Below are 19,165 nucleotides of genomic sequence, written 5' to 3'. Positions count from 1 at the left end.
CGGGCGCGTGAGCCCGGCTTTTTTATGTCTGTGTGGTAATCCGCTAGATGTAGCGCCGGCGCTCAGCCAATGCGCCAATCAGCACAAAGGCGGCTATAAAACCAATACCCTGCAGGTGCCAGGGCAGGTACTTTATAATATGCAGCACGAACGGCGCGCCATAAAGGGTCATGAACCCGTAGCCGAACGCACACAACAGCACGAACGCCAGCGTACGCAGCGTAAAATGCCACGACGACACCACCCTTTTCACATGCTTGTTTATCACATCGCCGTACACCACCAGAATGGTGGCCATCAGCATCAGACTTAATTCAGAATAGTACTGAGACAACCACTGGCTCAGCTGGCCTAACACCGCAATCATACCCGCTCCTACTGCCATTGGCCGCAACAGCGACCATCAGGAAATTGGGCGTAGTTTACCTGCGAGTCAGCGTAGTGCACAAGCACTGAGCCGCCCCGGAAAAGGTCGGCTTACCGGTTACCTACCAGTGATGACAGGGCTTTATAGCTACGCTGGATAGTGGTCAGCTTGTCATCGGTATGGTCCCGCTCGACAAACGGATACTGCAAACCCGCCTGGCTGGCCCGGGCAAAGATAGGTGCAAAGTCAATGTTGCCGCTTCCCACATCAGCAAAGCCGCCGTCACTGGCCATATCTTTTACATGCCATAACGGGAAGCGGCCCGGGTGGGCGGCAAATAGCGCAAGGGGATCTTGCTTTGCCTTGGCGGTCCAGTACAGATCCAGCTCCATTTTCATCAGGTTGGCGTCGGTTTCTTTCAATAACACCTGAAATGGCTGCTCGCCGTCGAGGGTGGCGAATTCAAAGTCATGGTTATGATAGGCCAGTTGCAGACCAGCCTGTTTAAGTTGCTCGCCCCAGCGATTCAGGTTTGCTGCCAGCCGGTAATAGGGCGTTATGCCACTACCCCGTTGTTCGTCGGTCAGATACGGCATGACAATGTATTTGTGACCTACTGTGAGGGCATCCTCTATAACAACATCGAGCTTAGTGGCAAGCGTATCAAGCGGCACATGGGCCGCCGGGGCGCTAAGCCCTTCGTCATCAAGCAGAGAGCGAATGTCCTTTGCAGAGTGGCCAAAATATCCGGCAAACTCCAGATCGCTGTAACCCACTGCCGCAACCAGTTTCAGGGTGGCGGGCACACTCACCTTCATCATCTCCCGCAGTGTGTAAAGCTGCAAACCAACCGGCTTACGGCCTGCAGGTCCAGCCTTCAGGCTGGCGGGTAATAGTGTAAGCATAGAAACCCCCAGCGCGCCTTTCACAAACTGGCGGCGTGAACGAGTATGGGTCATGACGCAACCTCCTTAATATGGCTGGAATGAGTGGTATCGGGTGCAGGCCCGGTGCTTTGCCTGACCACGAGATCGAACGGAATGATTATCTTAGGCGCGCGCCGGGTTCTGCCGCTTAACACGTCTAGTAGCTGAGATACCGCAGTGCGACCAAACTCTTCAGCGGGTTGCGCAATGGTGGTCAGGGGGGGATCGCAGTATGCGGCAAAGGCTATATCATCAAAGCCGGCTACAGAGATATCCTCAGGTACCCGCAACCCCGCTTGCTTGAAGTGTTGCATAGCGCCCATTGCGGTTTCATCGTTTTCACAAAAAACCGCAGTCGACCGTTCCCGGGATTTCAAAATTGAGCCTGCGGCCTGATAACCTGCACTGAGTGTAAAATCACCCGGAAACAATAATGCATCGTCGTAGCATATTCCGGCGCTAGTCAGCGCGTCGCGGTATCCCGCCAGACGTTCACGGGTGAGCGGGCTCGCTTGCGGGCCTTTGATCATGGCAATACGGGTATGCCCTAGTGACAGTAGGTGCTCGGTCATCGCCCGCGCCGCCGCGCGGTTGTCCAGCGTGACCGTAGGGCAGGGCACCGCATCAAGCACTTCACAGGCATTCACCATTGGCAACAGTCCCTGCGCATTCGCCATGGCGTCATCAAAGGGGTTAAACGCGCGTAACTGGATCAGGCCGTCAGCCTGTGATGTTTGCACCATCTTGGCATAATCCTCTTCCACCCGGCTGTCGCCCATGGTGTTAGCAAGTAACAATGCATAACCCTGTTCCGCCGCAGCTTCCTGCATGCCGCTGATAACCCGGGCAAAGAAAACATTTGCCACGGTGGGTACTAACACCACCAGATTGTGGGTTTTCCCTGAACGGAATTTTACCGCCATCAAATTGGGTTTGTAGCCGGTGGCCTGCACAGCTTCCATTACTCTGGAGCGGGTTTTTGGCGACACCCGTTCAGGTTGTTGTAAAGTTCTGGATACTGTCGCCACTGAGACCCCTGCGTACTCAGCAACCTCTCGAATATTAGGCATGGTATACGCCACCGCTAGACTGTGGATTACAAATGTAACCGTTAACATTTATATCAAAAATAATACCGCGGATAAGCAGAATTACCAGCAAAAAGTGAGATTCATGCCTAAAATCAGATGGTCTGTTAACATTTCTACAAAGCTAATGCCACACTTATGGCGGTTACAAGACATGTTGAGCGGAAATGCCATTGACATTGTAAAATGTAATCCGTTACATTGGTTAAATAAGTTACAAATCTGCAACAAGCCAATTACGTGGCGCGTTGTAATTACTACGACAGAGGCCTGATATGCCAGTCACAAAGAAAATCAGAATGGGAATGATCGGCGGCGGGGAAGGCGCGTTTATTGGTGCCGTGCATCGGCACGCTGCCGCGCTCGATGGTCATTACGAATTAGTATGCGGTGCTTTCAGTCGCGATGAAGACAACAACAGGCGTACCGCGCAAAGTCTGGGCCTGAACGAGCAACGCACCTACAGCAGCTGGGAATCTATGTTGACCCAGGAAGCCAGTTTGCCGGCAGACAGCCGCATGGAAGTGGTGGTGATCGTGACCCCCAATCACCTGCATGTGCCGGTATCGAAAAGTGCGCTGAAACAAGGTTTCCATGTGTTCTGTGAGAAGCCCGCGGCGGTCTCCTTATCAGAAGTGAATGAGCTGGCCGATGTACTGGCCGGGTCTGGCTGCCTGTATGGACTGGCACACACCTATCTTGGTTACCCCATGATTTGGCAGGCTCGCCACATGGTGGCCAGTGGGGCTATTGGTGAAGTGCGCAAAGTATTTGTGGAGTACCCGCAGGGTTGGTTGTCGGCACCGGAAGAGCAGCATAACAAACAAGCCTCCTGGCGCACCGATCCGGCACAGGCAGGCGGCAGCGGCTGCATGGGTGATATAGGCACCCATGCGTTTGGTCTGGCTGAGTTTGTACTGGACGATCTCATCGTCAAACTGAATGTCGATTTGCGTACGGTGGTACCCGGGCGGCAGCTGGACGACGATGGCGCAGCGTTTTTGCAAACCGACAAAGGTGCCAGCGGTGTGCTGATCGCCAGTCAGGTCTGCGCGGGTGAAGAAAACGCGCTAAAAATACGTGTGTTTGGTGACAAGGGCGGGCTGGAATGGCACCAGATGGAGCCTAACTCGCTTATTTACCGGCCGGTAGGGCAGCCATACCAGGTGCTGCGCGCGGGACTGGGGCAGCCCGGCTTGTGTGACGCGGCAATAGGCCGCTGTCGTATTCCGGGCGGGCACCCAGAAGGTTACCTGGAAGCGATGGCCAACCTGTACACCGATTTTGCGAAGGCGATTCGCAATGGCGACACCCATACTGCTGCGGGCGTACCGGGGATCCATGAAGGCCGGCGGGGCATGGCGTTTATTGACACCATGCTTGCCGGCGCAGACAGCGATACCAAGTGGCATACCGTCCCTACCACCACGCAACCTTAAGGAACCTGTATGACTGATATCAAAGGACCGGCAATATTTCTGGCTCAGTTCGCCGGCGATGAATCCCCGTTCGATACACTGGAAAACATGGCAACCTGGGCAGCCTCACTGGGTTATAAGGGAATTCAGGTGCCCACCGGTGCGCTCTTCGATCTCGAAAAAGCGGCAGACAGCCAGCAATACTGCGACGAGATTAAAGCGATGTGTGAGAACGCAGGCGTGGCTATCACCGAGCTGTCGACGCATTTACAGGGCCAGCTGGTGGCGGTACATCCGGCCTACGATGAATTATTTGATGGGTTTGCGCCAGCGTCGCTGCGCGGCAACCCGGCGGCGCGAACCGAGTGGGCCGTGAACCAGCTAAAATGTGCTGCGAAAGCCAGTCAGCGGTTGGGGCTGCGCAGTCATGCAACTTTTTCAGGGGCATTGATGTGGCATCTGATGTATCCCTGGCCACAGCGTCCGCCCGGTCTGGTGGAAGAAGGCTTTAAAGAGCTGGCCGCGCGCTGGCGACCTATTCTGGATGCGTTTGATGAGGCGGGCGTGGATGTGTGTTACGAGCTTCACCCGGGGGAAGACTTACACGACGGCGCCAGCTTCGAGCGTTTTCTTGACGCCGTGGACCAGCATCCCCGCGCGAATATTCTGTTCGACCCCAGCCATTTTGTGTTGCAGCAACTCGACTACCTGGCCTTTATTGACCGTTACCATTCGCGGATCAAAGCCTTCCATGTAAAAGACGCAGAATTCAATCCGGACGGTCGTTCCGGTATCTACGGCGGTTATCAGGACTGGGTTGACCGGCCGGGGCGGTTCCGTTCACTGGGCGACGGCCAGATAGATTTTAACGCCATATTCAGCAAGTTGACTCAGTACGGGTTTGACGGTTGGGCAGTGCTGGAATGGGAGTGTTGTTTGAAAGATTCAGCACAAGGAGCGGCCGAAGGGGCGCCGTTTATCGCACAGCATCTGATCACCCGGGCTGACAAAGCGTTTGATGACTTTGCCGGAAACAGCAGCAGCTCTGAGCGCAACCGGCGTATTTTAGGCTTAACGGACTAACCCTTAGCCGCATAAGGACAACAGTATGATACCGCTTCGTCTCAGCATTATGATGTTTCTCCAGTTTTTTATCTGGGGAGGATGGTTTGTCACCCTGGGCACTTATCTGGCAAATACCCTGTCTGCTTCGGGCGGGCAGATAGGGATGGCATTTTCTACCCAGTCATGGGGCGCCATTATTGCGCCGTTTATTATTGGCCTGATTGCCGATCGCTATTTTAATGCTGAGCGCATTCTGGGTGTGCTTCACCTGGTGGGCGCAGTATGCATGTATATGCTGTATCAGGCGCAGGATTTTACCCAGTTTTATCCGTTTGTACTGGCCTACATGATTGCCTATATGCCCACCCTAGCGCTGGTCAATTCGGTGTCATTCGGCCAGATGCAGGACCCGGCGAAAGAGTTCGGTAAAATTCGGGTATGGGGCACCGTGGGCTGGATAGTTGCCGGTCTGGTGATCAGTTATGTGTTTTCCTGGGACGCCAGCGATGCCATCGCACAGGGCATGCTGAAAAATACTTTCCTGTTAGGTGCAGGCGCATCGCTGGTGTTAGGTCTGTTCAGTTTTACCCTGCCGGCCACGCCACCCAAAAACAACCACACCCAGAGCGGACTGAAGGCAGTGCTTGGCATTGACGCGCTGGCGCTGTTGAAAGATCGTAACTTTGCGGTGTTCTTCGCTTCCTCGGTGATGATTTGTATTCCACTGGCGTTTTACTACCAGAATGCCAATCCGTTTCTGACTGAAATTGGCGTTGAGAATGCGACCGGCAAAATGACGCTCGGGCAAGTATCTGAAGTGGTCTTTATGCTCGCGCTGCCGGTGTTTCTTAACCGGTTCGGCATCAAGCTTACCTTATTAATCGGTATGGCAGCCTGGGTGCTGAGGTATGTGCTGTTTGCTTATGGCAATGCAGACGAAGGCATCGCACTGCTTATCGTAGGCATCGCACTGCACGGCATTTGTTACGACTTCTTTTTCGTGTCCGGACAAATCTACACCGACGCCAAGGCGGGTAAAGCGGTTAAAAGTGCTGCCCAGGGCCTCATCACTCTGGCCACGTACGGCGTGGGTATGCTGATAGGTTTTTGGGTCGCCGGGAAAATCACTGATACCTACACGCTGGATGCGGGTCATAGCTGGGCCGACATCTGGTTGTATCCGGCGGGTTTCGCCGCGGTGGTGCTGGTGCTGTTTGTCTTGTTATTTAAAGGTGAGAAGGTCAGTCCGGATGCAAAATGAAACACGACGTCCGTGGGTTCAGGACATGAAATTGGCGCTAACCAGGAGCTTAACTATCCGGCGATTGCCCGGGCTATCGTAAATACTGGTTTTAAAGGGTATTTGGCGCAGGAGTTTATTCCTACGCCGCCTACACCGACAGGCAAAGCTGAATCACTAAGGGAAGCGATACAGCTTTGTGACGTCTGAATAATTACGTGCTGAAGGGGACTAAGCATGGCGAATAACACCTACGATGCGATTGTGGTCGGGTCGGGAATAAGCGGCGGCTGGGCAGCCAAAGAGCTGACTGAACAGGGTCTTAAAGTGCTAATGCTGGAGCGTGGCAAAAACATTGAACACGTAAAGGATTACCACAATGCACAAAAGGAAGCCTGGGACTACCCTCACCGTGATATGCCCACCCAGTTGATGAAAGAGCAATACCCGGTTCTCAAACGGGATTATCCGCTTAATGAGTCTACCCTGGGTATGTGGGCCAGTGATCAACATAACCCGTATGTCGAGGAGAAGCGCTTCGACTGGTTTCGCAGCTATCATGTGGGTGGGCGCTCACTGTTGTGGGGACGGCAAAGCTACCGCCTGAATAAGGCCGACTTTGAAGCGAATGCTAAAGAAGGCATTGCTGTGGATTGGCCTATTCGCTATGAGGATTTAGCGCCCTGGTATGATTATGTAGAACGTTTTGCCGGGATCAGCGGCAACCGCGATGGTCTCGATGTCTTGCCAGACGGCCAGTACCAGCCCGCTATGCCGCTCAACTGTGTGGAAAAAGACGTCGCCGCACGAATTCAAAAGGCTTTCGGGGGAAAACGGCACCTCATCCCCGGACGCACCTCCAACATGACCCAGTCTAAGCCCGAGGAAGGCAGGGTGAGCTGTCAGTACCGCAGCAAGTGCTGGCATGGATGCCCCTACGGCGGCTATTTCAGTACCCAGTCATCGACGCTGCCTGCGGCCATGAAAACCGGCAATCTGACGTTGCGACCTTTTTCAATCGTAAAAGAAATCCTGTACGACAAAGATCGCAAACGGGCAACGGGTGTGGAAGTAATTGATGCTGAAACCAACGAAACCTATGTTTTTAACAGCAAGATTATCTTTGTAAACGCCTCGGCACTGAATTCCGCCTGGCTGTTAATGAACTCTGCTACCGACGTATGGGAAGGCGGGCTGGGTAGCAGCAGCGGCGAGCTGGGACATAACGTCATGGACCACCACTTTCGAGTGGGCGCCTGGGCTGAAGTGGAAGGTTATGATGACAAGTACCATTATGGCCGCCGGCCCACCGGTTTTTATGTGCCTCGCTTCCGTAACTGGGGGGATGATAAACGTGATTACCTGCGCGGGTTTGGTTATCAGGGGTCTGCCAGTCGTCAGGGCTGGCGCCGTGAGGTGGCCGAACTGGGAATTGGCGGCGAATTCAAAGACGCCATCAGCGAGCCGGGTAGCTGGCAGATTGGCATGACTGCTTTCGGTGAAATGCTGCCCGAACACAGCAACCGGATTTACCTTAACCACAAAGTCACCGATAAGTGGGGCCTGCCGGTGCTGGCCATGGATGTGGAAATTAAAGAAAACGAAATACGGATGCGCAAGGACATGCAACAGGATGCAGTTGCTATGTTTGAGGCGGCCGGAATTAAAAACGTACAGGGCTACGAAGCCGATTACGCGCCGGGTATGGGTATCCACGAAATGGGCACGGCCCGAATGGGGCGCGATCCGAAAACCTCGGTACTCAACGCACATAATCAGGTGTGGGATGCACCGAACGTGTATGTGACCGACGGTGCTGCCATGACATCGGGCTCGTGTGTGAATCCCTCGCTGACCTATATGGCACTGACGGCCAGAGCCGCCAGGCATGCCGTAGAAGAACTTAAGCGGAGGAACATCTAGTGGAACGTCGTGACTTATTAAAGATGATCATGCTGGCCACCGGCACCGCCATGGTCGGTGCCCCGGCGCTGGGCTATGAAAAAATTCCACCGGTGCCACTTTCCGACACACCCTTCAGTAAAGACGATGTGGCGTTTATGAATGAAGTGGCTGAAGTCATATTGCCCCAGACCGACACGCCGGGCGCGAAAGCCGCTAATGTAGGTGCGACCATGGCCGTGATTGCGGCAGACTGCTACACCAAGGCACAACGCAAACAGTTCCGGCAAGGCCTGCAAGACATCGATATCCGAGCAAAGGCTGACTTCGGTAAGCCCTTTTTGCTACTAAGCAGTGACGAGCGGACTGCCTTGTTGACCACGCTGAATGAAGAGGCGCTGGCTTTTAATGCGAAGCAGGGCACGACCTACGTGGTCAGAGACAAGCCCAGTAGCCGCGAGCCAGGTACCGACTTGCCGTTGCCCCACGCCTTTTCGCTTATTAAGCAGCTCACTCTGTACGCCTTTTTTACCTCGGAAACCGGAGCGAAAAAAGTGCTGCGCTACGTCGCCGTGCCCGGTTATTACGATGGGGACCTGCCCTATAAAAAGGGTGATAAGGCCTGGGCCACGTGATGAGAGCCATTCAACCAACCTTTTTCAGTAGAGCTTATAATGGAGCGACCATGACACGTTCAACATTCGCCATTGCCGGTATGATGATCGGCGCATTCAGTATCACACAACCTGCGGTGGCTGATGAAAACCGTGAGTTAACCCGGGAGCAGCAAGCTGCGAAAACCGAAGTCTGGGAGCCGGTGCCGCCTGTGGTGAAAGCCAAACCCGGTCAGCCACCCTCCGACGCCGTGGTGCTGTTCGGTGGTAACGACCTGACGGCCTGGGAATCAGTGAAAGGTGGACCGGCCAACTGGACCGTGCAGGACGGTGTGCTTACTGTGCAGCCCGGCACCGGCGATATCGCTACCAAGCAAGCGTTCTGCGATATACAACTGCATCTTGAATGGAAAACACCGACGGATGTCACCGGGCTGGACGGCCAGCAACGCAATAACAGTGGAGTATTTCTGCAACAGCGCTATGAAGTGCAAATCCTGGACTCCTACAATAACAAGACGTACCCGAATGGCCAGGCGGGCGCAATCTATAAGCAGCACATCCCGCTGGTCAACGCCATGCGTGCACCGGGCGAATGGCAAACCTACGATATCCTGTTTACTGCGCCGGAATTTGAGGGTGATAAGCTGATAGAGCCTGCCTACGTCACCGTGCTGCATAATGGCGTGGTTATACAACATCACGCCGAGGTGCAAGGCAAAACCGAATGGATTGGCGCGCCGTCCTACACCGCCCATGGTTGTGCGCCACTGCAATTGCAAGACCACTCAAACCCGGTGAGTTTCAGAAATATCTGGGTGCGGGAGCTTTAACAGGATATTGCCCGTGCAAATACCCCTTGCACGGGTAATCCGGTCATGATGCTATAACGCCAACAACAGCAATCAGGGAACAATTATGTGGCGATTCATAAGTATTTTAATGCTGGTGTGCAGCTGGGAGGCCAGCGCGGATCGAAGCGACTTTGTGGCGGGACCGGTGTTCACGGAATACGGTAAACATGCAGCGGTACCCGGCGTGGAAATGGAGTCATCAACGCGCCTTAAAGTGGCGTTTGATGCCGTATCAGCCGCAGAGCCCGGCAAGGTGAACCAGCAATTCGATTCTGTGGCCCGGTTTATCAATATGCATGTGGCCAACGGGATCCCCAAAGACAATATTCAGGTTGCGTTAGTGGTGCATGGCGGCGCGAGTCTGGATTTACTCAAACCCCAGGCCTACAAACAAAAGCAGCAGGGAGTAAATGCCAATATTCAGCTGGTTAAGGCCCTGCTTGAGCATAATGTCACAGTGATAATGTGTGGCCAGTCGTTTATGGGGCACGGTTTGTCTCGGGATATGCTGATTGATGGCGTGGCGCTGTCGCTCTCAGCCATGACCGCCCATGCGCTGCTGCAACAGCACGGCTATACACTTAATCCGTTTTAACCCGCCTTTAGGTTGCGCGTAACGGCCATCACTGGCTACACTAGCGCGCTTTTCTGCCCGGCAGCGCTACCGCCTGCCGGCGCATAACGTCACTTATTCACTATTAACTGATTAACCGGAAATTCGCATGGGAATATTCGCCGCCCTGGGCACCGCTTTATGCTGGGCCATTGCCGCCCGCTTGTTTCGGGGGAGTGGTCAGGTTTTCTCACCGCTGGCCATGAATTTCTGGAAGGGGCTCATTTCAGTGGTGTTGCTGCTGGGGGTGACCCTGTGGCTGTCGCCCGCGCAGTCGGTTAGTACAGACACCTTACTGTGGTTGCTGTTGAGCGGTGTGATCGGCATTGGCATCGGCGATACACTGTTCTTCAAGGCGCTCACCAGCATTGGTGACAGTCAGGCGGTACTGGTGGCGGAAACCCTGGCCCCCATCTTCACCGCGCTGCTTGCCATGGCCTGGATTGCGGAGTGGATCACTTGGCAGCAATGGCTGGGCGTGGGCATGATTTTGTTTTCAGTGGACATGGTCATCAAGAGCAACAAGCGCAGCGCCACGCATATTGTAGCATCGAGCGGATATCTGTTTGGTGTGGGCGCGGCCATATGCCAGGCCATTGGTGCCGTTATCAGCCGCGATATTCTGGTCGGGGGTGATATTGATGCAGCCAGCGCCGCAATGTACCGGCTGATTGGTGGTCTGGTGCTGGTGGCCCTGCTCATCGTGGCAACCCGCACCCGACTGCTACCCAGACAAGGCGATGTGGTCGCCCCGTCAGCGGGTAAACTATGGCCCACATTTGTCATCGCCACGCTGCTGGGTACCACCGCAGCGATTTTTCTGCAAATGCTGGCGTTTGCCCATGCCAAGGCCGCCGTCGTGCAGACGCTTATCGCCACCAGTGCCATTATGAGCCTGGGGGTGGCCTGGATAATGGGGGAGCGCTTTACGTGGCGGGTGCTTATCTGGTCGCTGGCGGCATTACTGGGTGTGGCGGTGCTGGTTTCTACCGGCAACGGTGCCACTCATTAACCGCTGTATAAAATACCTGCTTACTACTTGTGCAGCGGCAATTGTGTGCGTATAATGCGCGCCCTTACAGCCAACCAAACCTAGTTCCTTGTCTCTATGCAGAGTGGCTGTACTGCCGAGGCTACAACCGTAAGGAGCGTTTAATGCGTCATTACGAAATCGTATTTATGGTTCACCCTGATCAGAGTGAACAAGTACCTGGTATGATCGAGCGTTATACCACAATCCTGAAGCAAGACGGTGGTCAGATTCATCGTTTAGAAGATTGGGGCCGTCGTCAACTGGCATACCCAATCGAGAAGCTGCATAAAGCACACTATGTTCTTATCAATGCTGAAGCTACGGCTGAAGCGGTTGACGAACTGGAAAATGCTTTCCGCTTCAACGATGTCATCCTGCGTAACCTGGTTATGCGCACTAAAGACGTAGTAACTGAGCCTTCTCCGATGATGAAAGAAGAGCGTCGTGAGCGTCGTGATGATTCTGCTCCTCGTACAGAGCGTGCAGAAAAGAAAACTGAAACCACTGAAGACAACGCTTAAGGAGAATACCCATGGCTCGTTTTTTCAGACGTCGTAAGTTCTGCCGTTTCACTGCAGAAGGTGTGACTGAAATTGATTATAAAGATATCGCTACTCTGAAGAACTATATCACTGAGAGCGGTAAGATCGTCCCTAGCCGTATCACTGGTACGAGCGCAAAGTATCAGCGTCAGCTGTCTTCTGCGATCAAGCGTGCACGTTTCCTTGCACTGCTTCCGTACACTGATTCACATAAGTAATTGGCGAAGTTTAAGGGGTAGCATAGATGGATATCATCCTACTAGATAAAATCGCCAACCTTGGCGGTCTGGGCGACCAGGTTAATGTAAAATCAGGTTTTGCACGTAACTTCCTTTTCCCACAGGGTAAAGCAGTACCTGCAACTAAAGACAACATCGAGAAGTTCGAAGCACGTCGTGCCGAACTGGAAGCGAAGATTGCTCAAGAGCTGCAGACTGCTGAAGCTCGTGCCGAGAAAATCCGCGCGCTGGGCGAAGTTACTATTGCTTCACCTGCTGGCGAAGAAGGCAAGCTGTTCGGTTCTGTCGGTACCCGCGATATCGCTGACGCGATTAACGCGGCAGGTGTAGAAGTAGAAAAGTCAGAAGTTAAACTGCCTACTGGTACACTGCGTGAAACAGGCGAGTATGACATCGACCTGCAACTGCACTCTGATGTAGTCACCTCTATCAAGGTTATCATTATCAAAGAAGCGTAATCGCGCCGCTTTGTAATGACAGAAAAAGCCGCTGCCGACACGCAGCGGTTTTTTTATGTCTGACGACTGGCTACCCGCTCACATTTTTCTCTCCATTCATCATCCAGAACGGCCAATTGAGCATAGCGACGGGCTGATTCGGTATCGGTTTTGTTATACACACAGCGCATCAGCGCCTGTACTGACACCGTGTCTGTTTCCCGGGAGAGTCTGCGCACTGCGTCACCCACCTTAATCTGGCCCGGTGTGATTACCCTGTAATACCATCCGGTAATGCCAGCACTGCCAACAAAACGGTCGAGATTTTTTACTCCATAGCGGTGGGAAATTTTATTACAGGGTGCCCGTGGGGCGCTTACCTGTACCTGCACCTCACCGAGCTGCCACACATCACCGATATAAATTGCATCGTCATGCATACCGGGCACTGTCAGATTTTCGCCAATGCTGCCTCGCGCAAAATCGACCTCGGGGAAGTGCTCGCGCAATGTGGCGTAGCTGGCGAGACTAAAGTGGTGCAGCACTTTTTCCGGACCGCCGTGTAGCTTCTTGTTGCCCTGTTCGTCCTCGGCGGTGCCGTGGGTATAAACGGTAAGGCTATCGCGCGGTGTTTTTCTGATGCTGCTTGGCGCACCACGGGGGCCGAATGGGGCAGGTTTGCCGGCGTATAAGGCATCGATATGCATGGGTCTGTCCTGAACAACAAGGGTACGACTATGATGCCAGTGAATGGCCGACAAAAAAACTTTTCGCATTTAAACCTTTGTAGCTTAGGCTACGACTAACCTCTTAAGAACAACAATAAGCCCCTTAGCTGGCTGACAGACAGGTAATGAGAGTCCATGGAGACAACGCACCGTAGCGTAGTAGATGCACAGGACACGTTTACAATGGCGCGTGAGCAGGCGTTGATTGAAGCAGCGCAGGCCGGTGATAAACAGGCTTACCGGCAATTGTATGACCGCTATGTGGGGCGCGTACATGCCCTGAGTTATCGGCTGACGGCTGATCAGGGGTTAGCTGAAGATGCGACCCAGGAAGTGTTTATTCAGTTGTGGCGTAAGCTGGATAATTATAATGCCAAAAGTAAATTCTCCACCTGGCTGCATAGTGTGACCGCGAATATCACCGTGAGTTACATGCGCAAGCAGCGGGGCTGGGTACACCGTATGTTCAATATAGAAGGCAGTGCTGCCGAGCATCATACAGCAGAAGGTTCGGCTGGCGATGTAGACCTGGAGGCGTACATAGTGCGTTTACCTGAACGGGCCCGCATGGTGTTTGTGCTCCATGCAATTGAAGGTTACCGGCATGAGGAGATAGCCAACATGCTGAATATGGCAGTGGGGTCGAGTAAGGCACAGTTTCACCGTGCCAAACACCTGCTGAAAGAGTGGATGGGGTATACCGATGAGTAAATTCGAACAGCAATTGAACCAGCAGCTGCATGATCTGGCGAAAGAAAAAGCCCCGCAGCGAGACTTATGGCGTGGAATTGAATTAGGTATAGAACACCAACACGACACCGGTACTGTGCCCCAGAATCGCCACCGCCGCTTGGCGGCTGTTGCAGCCAGTGTGGCCCTTGTTGTGAGCCTCAGCTGGTATGGCATTCAGCAGACGTCGGTACCGGCTACTGACCACCCAACCGGGCAGGCCCTGGTAAAGGCGTTGAGTAATCAGCATGAACAGCAGAAGCAGGCGTTGCTGGTGCAGTACACCGACGCGCCGGCGATGACGGAGAATTGGGAGGCGCAGCTTGCTGAACTGGACGAGGCTGCCAGCGCGATTAAAGCGGCGTTAAAAGAAGATCCAAATAACGGGGCCTTGCTGCGCATGTTGCAACAGGTCCACCAACAACAAATTACCCTCATAGAACGGGTACATGCGCCGCAATGGCAACAAATTTAACTTCAATAGGTGAGTGACAAAATGACATCAGTAATTCAAGCAATGGCCTTTTCGGGCCGGTCCCTGTTGAGCATTGGCCTGTTAGCGCTAAGTAGTGCGGTAGTGGCCGGAGAGAAGGTGGACAAAACCCTGCAAACCAGCGACGCGCCGTTTGTGGAAGTAGAACATATGAACGGGTCCGCGGATATCATCGGCTGGGACAAAGCGGAAATCAGGGTCACCGGAGAGTTGGGCGAGCAGACCGAAGAATTTATCTTCGAGAAGAATGGTAATGCGGTGGTAATTAAAGTGGAAACCCGGCGGCGTAACCGCGACTGGCGGGACTGGGCCAGCCATGACGGGGATGAACTGACCATTTATGTTCCTCATGGCGCACAGGTGACGTATGAAACCATTAACGCCGATGTCACGCTCACGGACCTCACTCATTCGGTGCGTACCGACGTGGTCAATGGTGATATTCGTGCCCGGTCGCTGGCCGGCAGAGTAAAGCTGGAAGCGGTCAATGGGGATATAACGCTTGAGGATGTATCCGGAGACATTAATGTAGAAACTGTAAACGGTGATATCAGCGGCAATCACACCGGTGATAGTGACGCCCGTTTCGACTCCGTGAATGGTGACATCGATGTGATCACCAGCAGTCCTGACGTCGGTGTAGAAACCGTTAATGGTGATATTGAACTTACTATGCAGGCCGTCTCTGAACTGCGCATAGAAACGGTCAACGGCAGAGTAGACGCCAGCCTGACGCTCAACAACAATGGCGATGTGCGGGCGTCGTCAGTGGGCGGCAGTCTGAACCTGGCCTTTCAGCCAAATGTTTCAGCGCGATTTAATATTGAGGCCCATGCCGGCGGGAATATTATTAACGATCTTACGTCCGACAAAATGCAGAAAGCCAAATACGGACCCAGCCGCTGGCTGAAATTTGCCAACCAGGGCGGTGACGCCAGTGTTGATATTTCCACGGTCAGTGGACGGGTTAAACTAACTACCCACCGCCAGTAACCTCCCTTTGCCAAAGCCCGTGTAAAACGGGCTTTGGCATACTCTTCTTCCTTCCCTACATAATTGTAATGTCCGCCACCAATCTCCTTTTGCGGGAATAAAGTAAACATTGGCACATATTTAGCTTTATCGGTGGTAGTGATAAATAAAGTAACGCCCCCGTGCCCGCAGGGCACGTCTAAGGCCGTTCTGTAGCAGGGTATACTATCGTACCCCTTAGGCTTAATTCGCTGCCCAGTGCACCGCCCCTGTGCGAGGTTGTACAGGCACAGCCTGCTACTTACGCGACCACAGAACAGGCGGCGTAATACCGCCGGAAGGAGATAGCAATGAAGACAGGGTCGAGATTTTTACGCAAGTGCGTGTCACGTCTGGCACTTACAGGTATCGCGGCAGGGCTGTTGGCCGGCTGTGGGGTCGGTGGTGCGCAGTCTATTGAGGGCACCTGGGTCGTCACAGACAGTGCCCGAGCTGCAACCACCACGGTTAGCCATGACGATGTTACGCTGTGGCTGGGTAAAACCTTCAGCTACCAGCCTGATCGCGCCCAACTGGCTCAGAATGGCTGCCTGCTTCCCAAGTACACCGAGGAAACCCTGGATGAAGCCAGTGTAGAAAAAACCTACCGTGTGGATCTACGTCATCTGGACTTCCACGCCGGTCCGGTCACCCAGGTAAGAATTACCTGTGAGTCGGATGCCAGCGTGCCCGGCCAAACCCTGTTGTATCAGAATAATCAGGCTGCTTATGTGGCGTGGAACGGTGTCTTTCTGCGTCTTGAGAAGAGCAAGCCACTGCAGTCTGTACCAGAAGCGTTGCCCGCTGACGTGCGAGGCGCGATTTAATTACCCTGGTCAGTCCCGAAGCTAAGAGGGCTGCCCCCCTCATTTCCCGGCTCGGATCAGAACTGTCCGGGCTTACCGTCACAGCATTCTCTGCCACAGATTTTTTCGCTCGAATACTGCAATTGCGGCGCAAATAGCGCATAATATCTGGCCGTTTAATTAAGTAGTTTGGTAGTTGTGAAAGACGCGTCCCAGGCCCCTAAAGATAAAAATATTGAAAAGCTTAAAGTGCCTCCTCATAGCATTGAGGCGGAGCAGTCTGTGCTTGGCAGTATGCTTATTGATCCTGAAAGCTGGGATAAAGTGGCCGAACTGGTTACCGAGTCAGACTTCTACAACCGTTCTCACCAAATTATCTTCCGCGCCATTATGCGTTTGCTGGGCGACAACCTGCCGGTGGATCTCATCACCGTGTCGGAGCAACTGGAAAAGCATGATGAGCTGGACGACGCCGGCGGCTTTGCATACCTTGGCGAGCTGGCAAAAAATACGCCCAGTTCTGCCAACGTGGTGGCGTACGCGAAAATTATCAGTGAGCGGGCGGTAACCCGTGAGTTGATTGGCGTCGCCCACGAAATTGCTGAAGTTGGCTACAATCCGGAAGGCCGTGACAGCGCCGATATTCTCGACTTTGCTGAAAGCCGGGTATTTGAAATTGCCGAAAAGCGCACCGGCGATAATGAAGGCCCCCGTAACGTAGAGTCGGTCCTGGGTAAAACCATCGACCGGCTGGAAGCGTTAATTAAAACCAACAAAGAGGTTACCGGGGTTACCACGGGGTTCACTGATCTGGATAAAAAAACCAGTGGATTGCAGCCCTCAGACCTCATCATCGTGGCCGCCCGACCTTCAATGGGTAAAACCACTTTTGCCATGAACCTGGTAGAAAATGCCATGATGGCAGAAGAGAAGCCGGTCTTGGTGTTCTCACTGGAAATGCCGTCAGAACAAATCATGATGCGTATGCTGGCGTCACTGAGCCGGGTTGACCAGACAAAAATCCGTACAGCGCAGCTAGACGACGAAGACTGGGCTCGTATCTCCAACACCATGGCCATGCTGAAAGACAGCGATAACCTGTTTGTGGATGACTCTTCCGGTCTCACTCCTATGGATGTGCGTAGCCGTGCCCGTAAGCTGGCGCGCGAGCGGGGCGGCATCAGTATGATTATGATCGATTACCTGCAGTTGATGCGGGTGCCGTCACTAAGTGACAACCGGACGTTAGAGATTGCGGAAATTTCACGCTCACTGAAGGCACTGGCGAAAGAGCTGGAAGTCCCGGTGGTAGCGCTATCCCAGCTTAACCGAACACTGGAACAACGTGCGGATAAACGGCCGGTCAACTCAGACTTGCGTGAATCCGGCTCTATCGAGCAGGATGCCGACTTAATCATGTTTATATACCGTGATGAGGTGTATCACGAAAACAGTGAAGATAAGGGCATTGCCGAAATTATTATTGGTAAGCAGCGTAACGGTCCCATCGGTACCAGTCGGCTTACCTTCCAGGGCCAATTCTCGCGCTTCGATAACTATGCCGGTCCGGCGATGGATGACGCTTACTAACCAGGCGTGGTCACTATAATTGCTGCTCGCTGAATATCAGCTACGCAGCACGACTATGATGTAACTAATACCTGCCTCAAACACTTTTTTGGTTTTCGCCACGGGTCATTATTATCCTGCGATGACGCCGTAACAGTATCCGTGCAAATCAATTATCACTGCCGCAATAAAAAAGGCGCCTCACGGCGCCTTTCGGGTTGTTTCAGTCAGCGATTAACGCTTCTCCGGAACCTTCGCTGTACCGCTTACAGTTACTGAGATACGGCGGTTAACACGGTGCGCTTCGGCATCGTTGCCTTCATCAAGCAGCTGTGTCTCGCCATAGCCTACAGTGCTCAGACGGCTTTCATCGATGTCGTAACGATTAACCAGTACATCGCGGAATGCATCGGCACGGGCCTGTGACAATTGCATGTTGTACGACTCTGTACCTGGCGCAGAAGTGTGACCTTCAATGGTTGCCGTGGTTTCAGGATATTGCTTCATGAAGTTAGCAAACTCACGGATCTCAGGGTCGTTAGGTTGCTTAACTACAGAGCTTTCGCTGTCGAACAGTACGCGCAGGGTAATTGACACTTCTTCTTCGTCAAATACTGTGCAGCCATCGCTGTTCACTTCGTTGCCTGCTGGCGTATCAGCACACTTGTCGTTTTGGTCAGCGACGCCATCGTTATCGCTGTCCTTCATTTTAACTTCACAGCCACGGGCATCTACTTCAACGCCGGCCGCCGTATTAGGACACTGGTCTTTGCTGTCCATAACGCCATCGTTGTCGCTGTCCATCGATTTAACTTCACAACCACGGGCATCCACGGTTACACCGGCTGGTGTGTTAGGGCACTGATCACGGCCGTCTACTACACCGTCATTGTCGCTGTCGCGTGGGGTGGCAGGGCGCGAGGTATCGTTATTACCAATAGTTACCGCCAGACCCAGCTTAAAGCTGTAATCGTTGTAGTCTTCGCCGAAATCTTCATAAGCGGCTACTTCGGTGATTAACTTAACCTTTTCGCTGATGTCCCAGTGCTTACCAATACCGATATTACCCAGGGTCGTGGTGTCGTTCATGTTCTGGTGCTTCACACCGGCAAACAGATACCACCAATCGTCAGGCATAAACCACATAGCATCTGCACCAATCATGTGACCACTGTCATCACGGTCAGAGCCATTAAAATCCAGGTAGTCCAGTTCCAGGGCGGTATATTCCAGACGGGCAGCCCAGCTTTGGGTAAAGCGGAAGCCAGCTTCCATACCGAAGCCTTCACCTTCTTCGTAATTACCGTTCGGGAGCGGACGCTCAACGTCAACGTTGTATTTGGTACCAAATAACCCAATCCAATTGTCGTAAGCCGGGGTGGAAGACTCCTGTGCATAGCTGTTTGCAGACAGCACAGCCAGTGAGAGTGCAGCTAAAGTAAATGTTTTTTTCATAGTCACATCCTGTATAACGTTGAGTGATTACCAAAT

21 protein-coding genes and 1 pseudogene are annotated in these 19,165 nt (G+C 53.3%); 17 read left to right on the top strand and 5 right to left on the bottom strand.

Annotation, left to right across the window (positions count from 1 at the left end):
- Nucleotides 1-43: 43 nt before the first annotated feature.
- The 3 genes from OCL06_RS08560 to OCL06_RS08550 form a co-directional block, all read right to left on the bottom strand.
- Complete coding sequence (locus OCL06_RS08560) at nucleotides 44-367, bottom strand: DUF3392 family protein (RefSeq protein WP_262993473.1); 324 nt, start codon at nucleotides 365-367, stop codon at nucleotides 44-46.
- A 110-nt stretch (nucleotides 368-477) separates the two neighbouring features.
- The gene (locus OCL06_RS08555; RefSeq protein WP_373318462.1) at nucleotides 478-1,326 is read right to left on the bottom strand and encodes a sugar phosphate isomerase/epimerase family protein; all 849 of its coding nucleotides are present in this window, start codon (nucleotides 1,324-1,326) and stop codon (nucleotides 478-480) included.
- A complete protein-coding gene (locus OCL06_RS08550) occupies nucleotides 1,323-2,363 on the bottom strand; it encodes a LacI family DNA-binding transcriptional regulator (protein ID WP_262993471.1) in 1,041 nt (346 codons plus the stop codon). Before OCL06_RS08550 ends, OCL06_RS08555 begins: the two co-directional genes overlap by 4 nt.
- A 293-nt stretch (nucleotides 2,364-2,656) precedes the next feature.
- Between OCL06_RS08550 and OCL06_RS08545 the strand changes: the two genes are divergently transcribed.
- The 12 genes and pseudogenes from OCL06_RS08545 (at nucleotide 2,657) to rplI (ending at nucleotide 12,359) form a co-directional block, all read left to right on the top strand.
- Nucleotides 2,657-3,820 (top strand): Gfo/Idh/MocA family protein, encoded by a 1,164-nt coding sequence (locus tag OCL06_RS08545; RefSeq protein WP_262993469.1) that lies wholly within the window; start codon nucleotides 2,657-2,659, stop codon nucleotides 3,818-3,820.
- Between the two features lie 9 nt (nucleotides 3,821-3,829).
- Nucleotides 3,830-4,882 carry a sugar phosphate isomerase/epimerase family protein gene (locus tag OCL06_RS08540; protein WP_262993467.1) on the top strand — a complete coding sequence of 351 codons (1,053 nt, stop codon included), beginning with the start codon at nucleotides 3,830-3,832 and terminating at the stop codon, nucleotides 4,880-4,882.
- A gap of 25 nt (nucleotides 4,883-4,907) precedes the next feature.
- Nucleotides 4,908-6,125, top strand: a complete 1,218-nt coding sequence (locus OCL06_RS08535) for a nucleoside permease (RefSeq protein WP_262993465.1) — start codon at nucleotides 4,908-4,910, stop codon at nucleotides 6,123-6,125.
- A gap of 18 nt (nucleotides 6,126-6,143) precedes the next feature.
- Nucleotides 6,144-6,314, top strand: a pseudogene (locus OCL06_RS08530) (hydroxypyruvate isomerase); the annotation flags it as partial.
- A gap of 27 nt (nucleotides 6,315-6,341) precedes the next feature.
- On the top strand, nucleotides 6,342-8,027 hold the full coding sequence (locus OCL06_RS08525) for a GMC oxidoreductase (protein WP_262993463.1): 1,686 nt from the start codon (nucleotides 6,342-6,344) through the stop codon (nucleotides 8,025-8,027).
- On the top strand, nucleotides 8,027-8,641 hold the full coding sequence (locus OCL06_RS08520; RefSeq protein WP_262993461.1) for a gluconate 2-dehydrogenase subunit 3 family protein: 615 nt from the start codon (nucleotides 8,027-8,029) through the stop codon (nucleotides 8,639-8,641). The genes OCL06_RS08525 and OCL06_RS08520 overlap by 1 nt, the downstream gene beginning before the upstream one ends.
- An 83-nt stretch (nucleotides 8,642-8,724) precedes the next feature.
- Nucleotides 8,725-9,453, top strand: a complete 729-nt coding sequence (locus tag OCL06_RS08515; protein ID WP_262993880.1) for a 3-keto-disaccharide hydrolase — start codon at nucleotides 8,725-8,727, stop codon at nucleotides 9,451-9,453.
- A gap of 85 nt (nucleotides 9,454-9,538) precedes the next feature.
- Nucleotides 9,539-10,069: a DsrE family protein gene (locus tag OCL06_RS08510; RefSeq protein ID WP_262993459.1), complete on the top strand. Its 531-nt coding sequence runs from the start codon at nucleotides 9,539-9,541 to the stop codon at nucleotides 10,067-10,069.
- A gap of 127 nt (nucleotides 10,070-10,196) precedes the next feature.
- Nucleotides 10,197-11,099 carry a DMT family transporter gene (locus OCL06_RS08505; protein ID WP_262993457.1) on the top strand — a complete coding sequence of 301 codons (903 nt, stop codon included), beginning with the start codon at nucleotides 10,197-10,199 and terminating at the stop codon, nucleotides 11,097-11,099.
- Between the two features lie 143 nt (nucleotides 11,100-11,242).
- A complete protein-coding gene (gene rpsF / locus OCL06_RS08500; protein ID WP_262993455.1) occupies nucleotides 11,243-11,641 on the top strand; it encodes a 30S ribosomal protein S6 in 399 nt (132 codons plus the stop codon).
- An 11-nt stretch (nucleotides 11,642-11,652) separates the two neighbouring features.
- The gene (rpsR, locus tag OCL06_RS08495) at nucleotides 11,653-11,880 is read left to right on the top strand and encodes a 30S ribosomal protein S18 (protein WP_012519954.1); all 228 of its coding nucleotides are present in this window, start codon (nucleotides 11,653-11,655) and stop codon (nucleotides 11,878-11,880) included.
- Nucleotides 11,881-11,906: 26 nt separating this feature from the next.
- On the top strand, nucleotides 11,907-12,359 hold the full coding sequence (rplI, locus tag OCL06_RS08490) for a 50S ribosomal protein L9 (RefSeq protein ID WP_262993453.1): 453 nt from the start codon (nucleotides 11,907-11,909) through the stop codon (nucleotides 12,357-12,359).
- A 53-nt stretch (nucleotides 12,360-12,412) separates the two neighbouring features.
- On the opposite strand, the gene OCL06_RS08485 is transcribed toward rplI, so the two are convergent.
- A complete protein-coding gene (locus tag OCL06_RS08485) occupies nucleotides 12,413-13,114 on the bottom strand; it encodes an MOSC domain-containing protein (RefSeq protein ID WP_308446004.1) in 702 nt (233 codons plus the stop codon).
- Nucleotides 13,115-13,201: 87 nt separating this feature from the next.
- On the opposite strand from OCL06_RS08485, the gene OCL06_RS08480 reads away from it, so the two are divergent.
- From OCL06_RS08480 to dnaB, 5 genes are all read left to right on the top strand, one after another.
- Nucleotides 13,202-13,777 (top strand): RNA polymerase sigma factor, encoded by a 576-nt coding sequence (locus OCL06_RS08480; protein ID WP_262993451.1) that lies wholly within the window; start codon nucleotides 13,202-13,204, stop codon nucleotides 13,775-13,777.
- Entirely contained in the window at nucleotides 13,770-14,270 is a 501-nt protein-coding gene (locus OCL06_RS08475; RefSeq protein ID WP_262993449.1) for a hypothetical protein, read from the top strand. The genes OCL06_RS08480 and OCL06_RS08475 overlap by 8 nt, the downstream gene beginning before the upstream one ends.
- A gap of 21 nt (nucleotides 14,271-14,291) precedes the next feature.
- Nucleotides 14,292-15,281 (top strand): DUF4097 family beta strand repeat-containing protein, encoded by a 990-nt coding sequence (locus OCL06_RS08470; protein WP_262993447.1) that lies wholly within the window; start codon nucleotides 14,292-14,294, stop codon nucleotides 15,279-15,281.
- A 329-nt stretch (nucleotides 15,282-15,610) separates the two neighbouring features.
- Nucleotides 15,611-16,126: a hypothetical protein gene (locus tag OCL06_RS08465; protein ID WP_262993445.1), complete on the top strand. Its 516-nt coding sequence runs from the start codon at nucleotides 15,611-15,613 to the stop codon at nucleotides 16,124-16,126.
- Between the two features lie 177 nt (nucleotides 16,127-16,303).
- Entirely contained in the window at nucleotides 16,304-17,695 is a 1,392-nt protein-coding gene (gene dnaB, locus OCL06_RS08460) for a replicative DNA helicase (protein WP_262993443.1), read from the top strand.
- A 213-nt stretch (nucleotides 17,696-17,908) separates the two neighbouring features.
- On the opposite strand, the gene OCL06_RS08455 is transcribed toward dnaB, so the two are convergent.
- Complete coding sequence (locus OCL06_RS08455; RefSeq protein WP_262993441.1) at nucleotides 17,909-19,129, bottom strand: OmpA family protein; 1,221 nt, start codon at nucleotides 19,127-19,129, stop codon at nucleotides 17,909-17,911.
- Between the last annotated feature and the right edge of the window lie 36 nt (nucleotides 19,130-19,165).

Origin of the sequence: Alteromonas salexigens (assembly GCF_025628895.1) — a bacterium.
In the GTDB taxonomy this organism is placed as follows: domain Bacteria; phylum Pseudomonadota; class Gammaproteobacteria; order Enterobacterales; family Alteromonadaceae; genus Alteromonas; species Alteromonas salexigens.
This window is presented reverse-complemented; position numbering and strand designations above follow the sequence as displayed.

Bases quoted from the DNA above. Each gene is read 5' to 3' on its own strand.
- OCL06_RS08550 (WP_262993471.1), bottom strand. From the start codon at position 2,363: ATGCCTAATATTCGAGAGGTTGCTGAGTACGCAGGGGTCTCAGTGGCG.
- OCL06_RS08525 (WP_262993463.1), top strand. From the start codon at position 6,342: ATGGCGAATAACACCTACGATGCGATTGTGGTCGGGTCGGGAATAAGC.
- OCL06_RS08470 (WP_262993447.1), top strand. From the start codon at position 14,292: ATGACATCAGTAATTCAAGCAATGGCCTTTTCGGGCCGGTCCCTGTTG.
- OCL06_RS08485 (WP_308446004.1), bottom strand. From the start codon at position 13,114: ATGCGAAAAGTTTTTTTGTCGGCCATTCACTGGCATCATAGTCGTACC.
- OCL06_RS08455 (WP_262993441.1), bottom strand. From the start codon at position 19,129: ATGAAAAAAACATTTACTTTAGCTGCACTCTCACTGGCTGTGCTGTCT.
- OCL06_RS08540 (WP_262993467.1), top strand. From the start codon at position 3,830: ATGACTGATATCAAAGGACCGGCAATATTTCTGGCTCAGTTCGCCGGC.
- OCL06_RS08555 (WP_373318462.1), bottom strand. From the start codon at position 1,326: ATGACCCATACTCGTTCACGCCGCCAGTTTGTGAAAGGCGCGCTGGGG.
- OCL06_RS08505 (WP_262993457.1), top strand. From the start codon at position 10,197: ATGGGAATATTCGCCGCCCTGGGCACCGCTTTATGCTGGGCCATTGCC.
- OCL06_RS08515 (WP_262993880.1), top strand. From the start codon at position 8,725: ATGATCGGCGCATTCAGTATCACACAACCTGCGGTGGCTGATGAAAAC.
- OCL06_RS08545 (WP_262993469.1), top strand. From the start codon at position 2,657: ATGCCAGTCACAAAGAAAATCAGAATGGGAATGATCGGCGGCGGGGAA.
- rplI (WP_262993453.1), top strand. From the start codon at position 11,907: ATGGATATCATCCTACTAGATAAAATCGCCAACCTTGGCGGTCTGGGC.
- OCL06_RS08465 (WP_262993445.1), top strand. From the start codon at position 15,611: ATGAAGACAGGGTCGAGATTTTTACGCAAGTGCGTGTCACGTCTGGCA.
- OCL06_RS08560 (WP_262993473.1), bottom strand. From the start codon at position 367: ATGATTGCGGTGTTAGGCCAGCTGAGCCAGTGGTTGTCTCAGTACTAT.
- rpsR (WP_012519954.1), top strand. From the start codon at position 11,653: ATGGCTCGTTTTTTCAGACGTCGTAAGTTCTGCCGTTTCACTGCAGAA.
- rpsF (WP_262993455.1), top strand. From the start codon at position 11,243: ATGCGTCATTACGAAATCGTATTTATGGTTCACCCTGATCAGAGTGAA.
- OCL06_RS08475 (WP_262993449.1), top strand. From the start codon at position 13,770: ATGAGTAAATTCGAACAGCAATTGAACCAGCAGCTGCATGATCTGGCG.
- OCL06_RS08510 (WP_262993459.1), top strand. From the start codon at position 9,539: ATGTGGCGATTCATAAGTATTTTAATGCTGGTGTGCAGCTGGGAGGCC.
- OCL06_RS08535 (WP_262993465.1), top strand. From the start codon at position 4,908: ATGATACCGCTTCGTCTCAGCATTATGATGTTTCTCCAGTTTTTTATC.
- OCL06_RS08480 (WP_262993451.1), top strand. From the start codon at position 13,202: ATGGAGACAACGCACCGTAGCGTAGTAGATGCACAGGACACGTTTACA.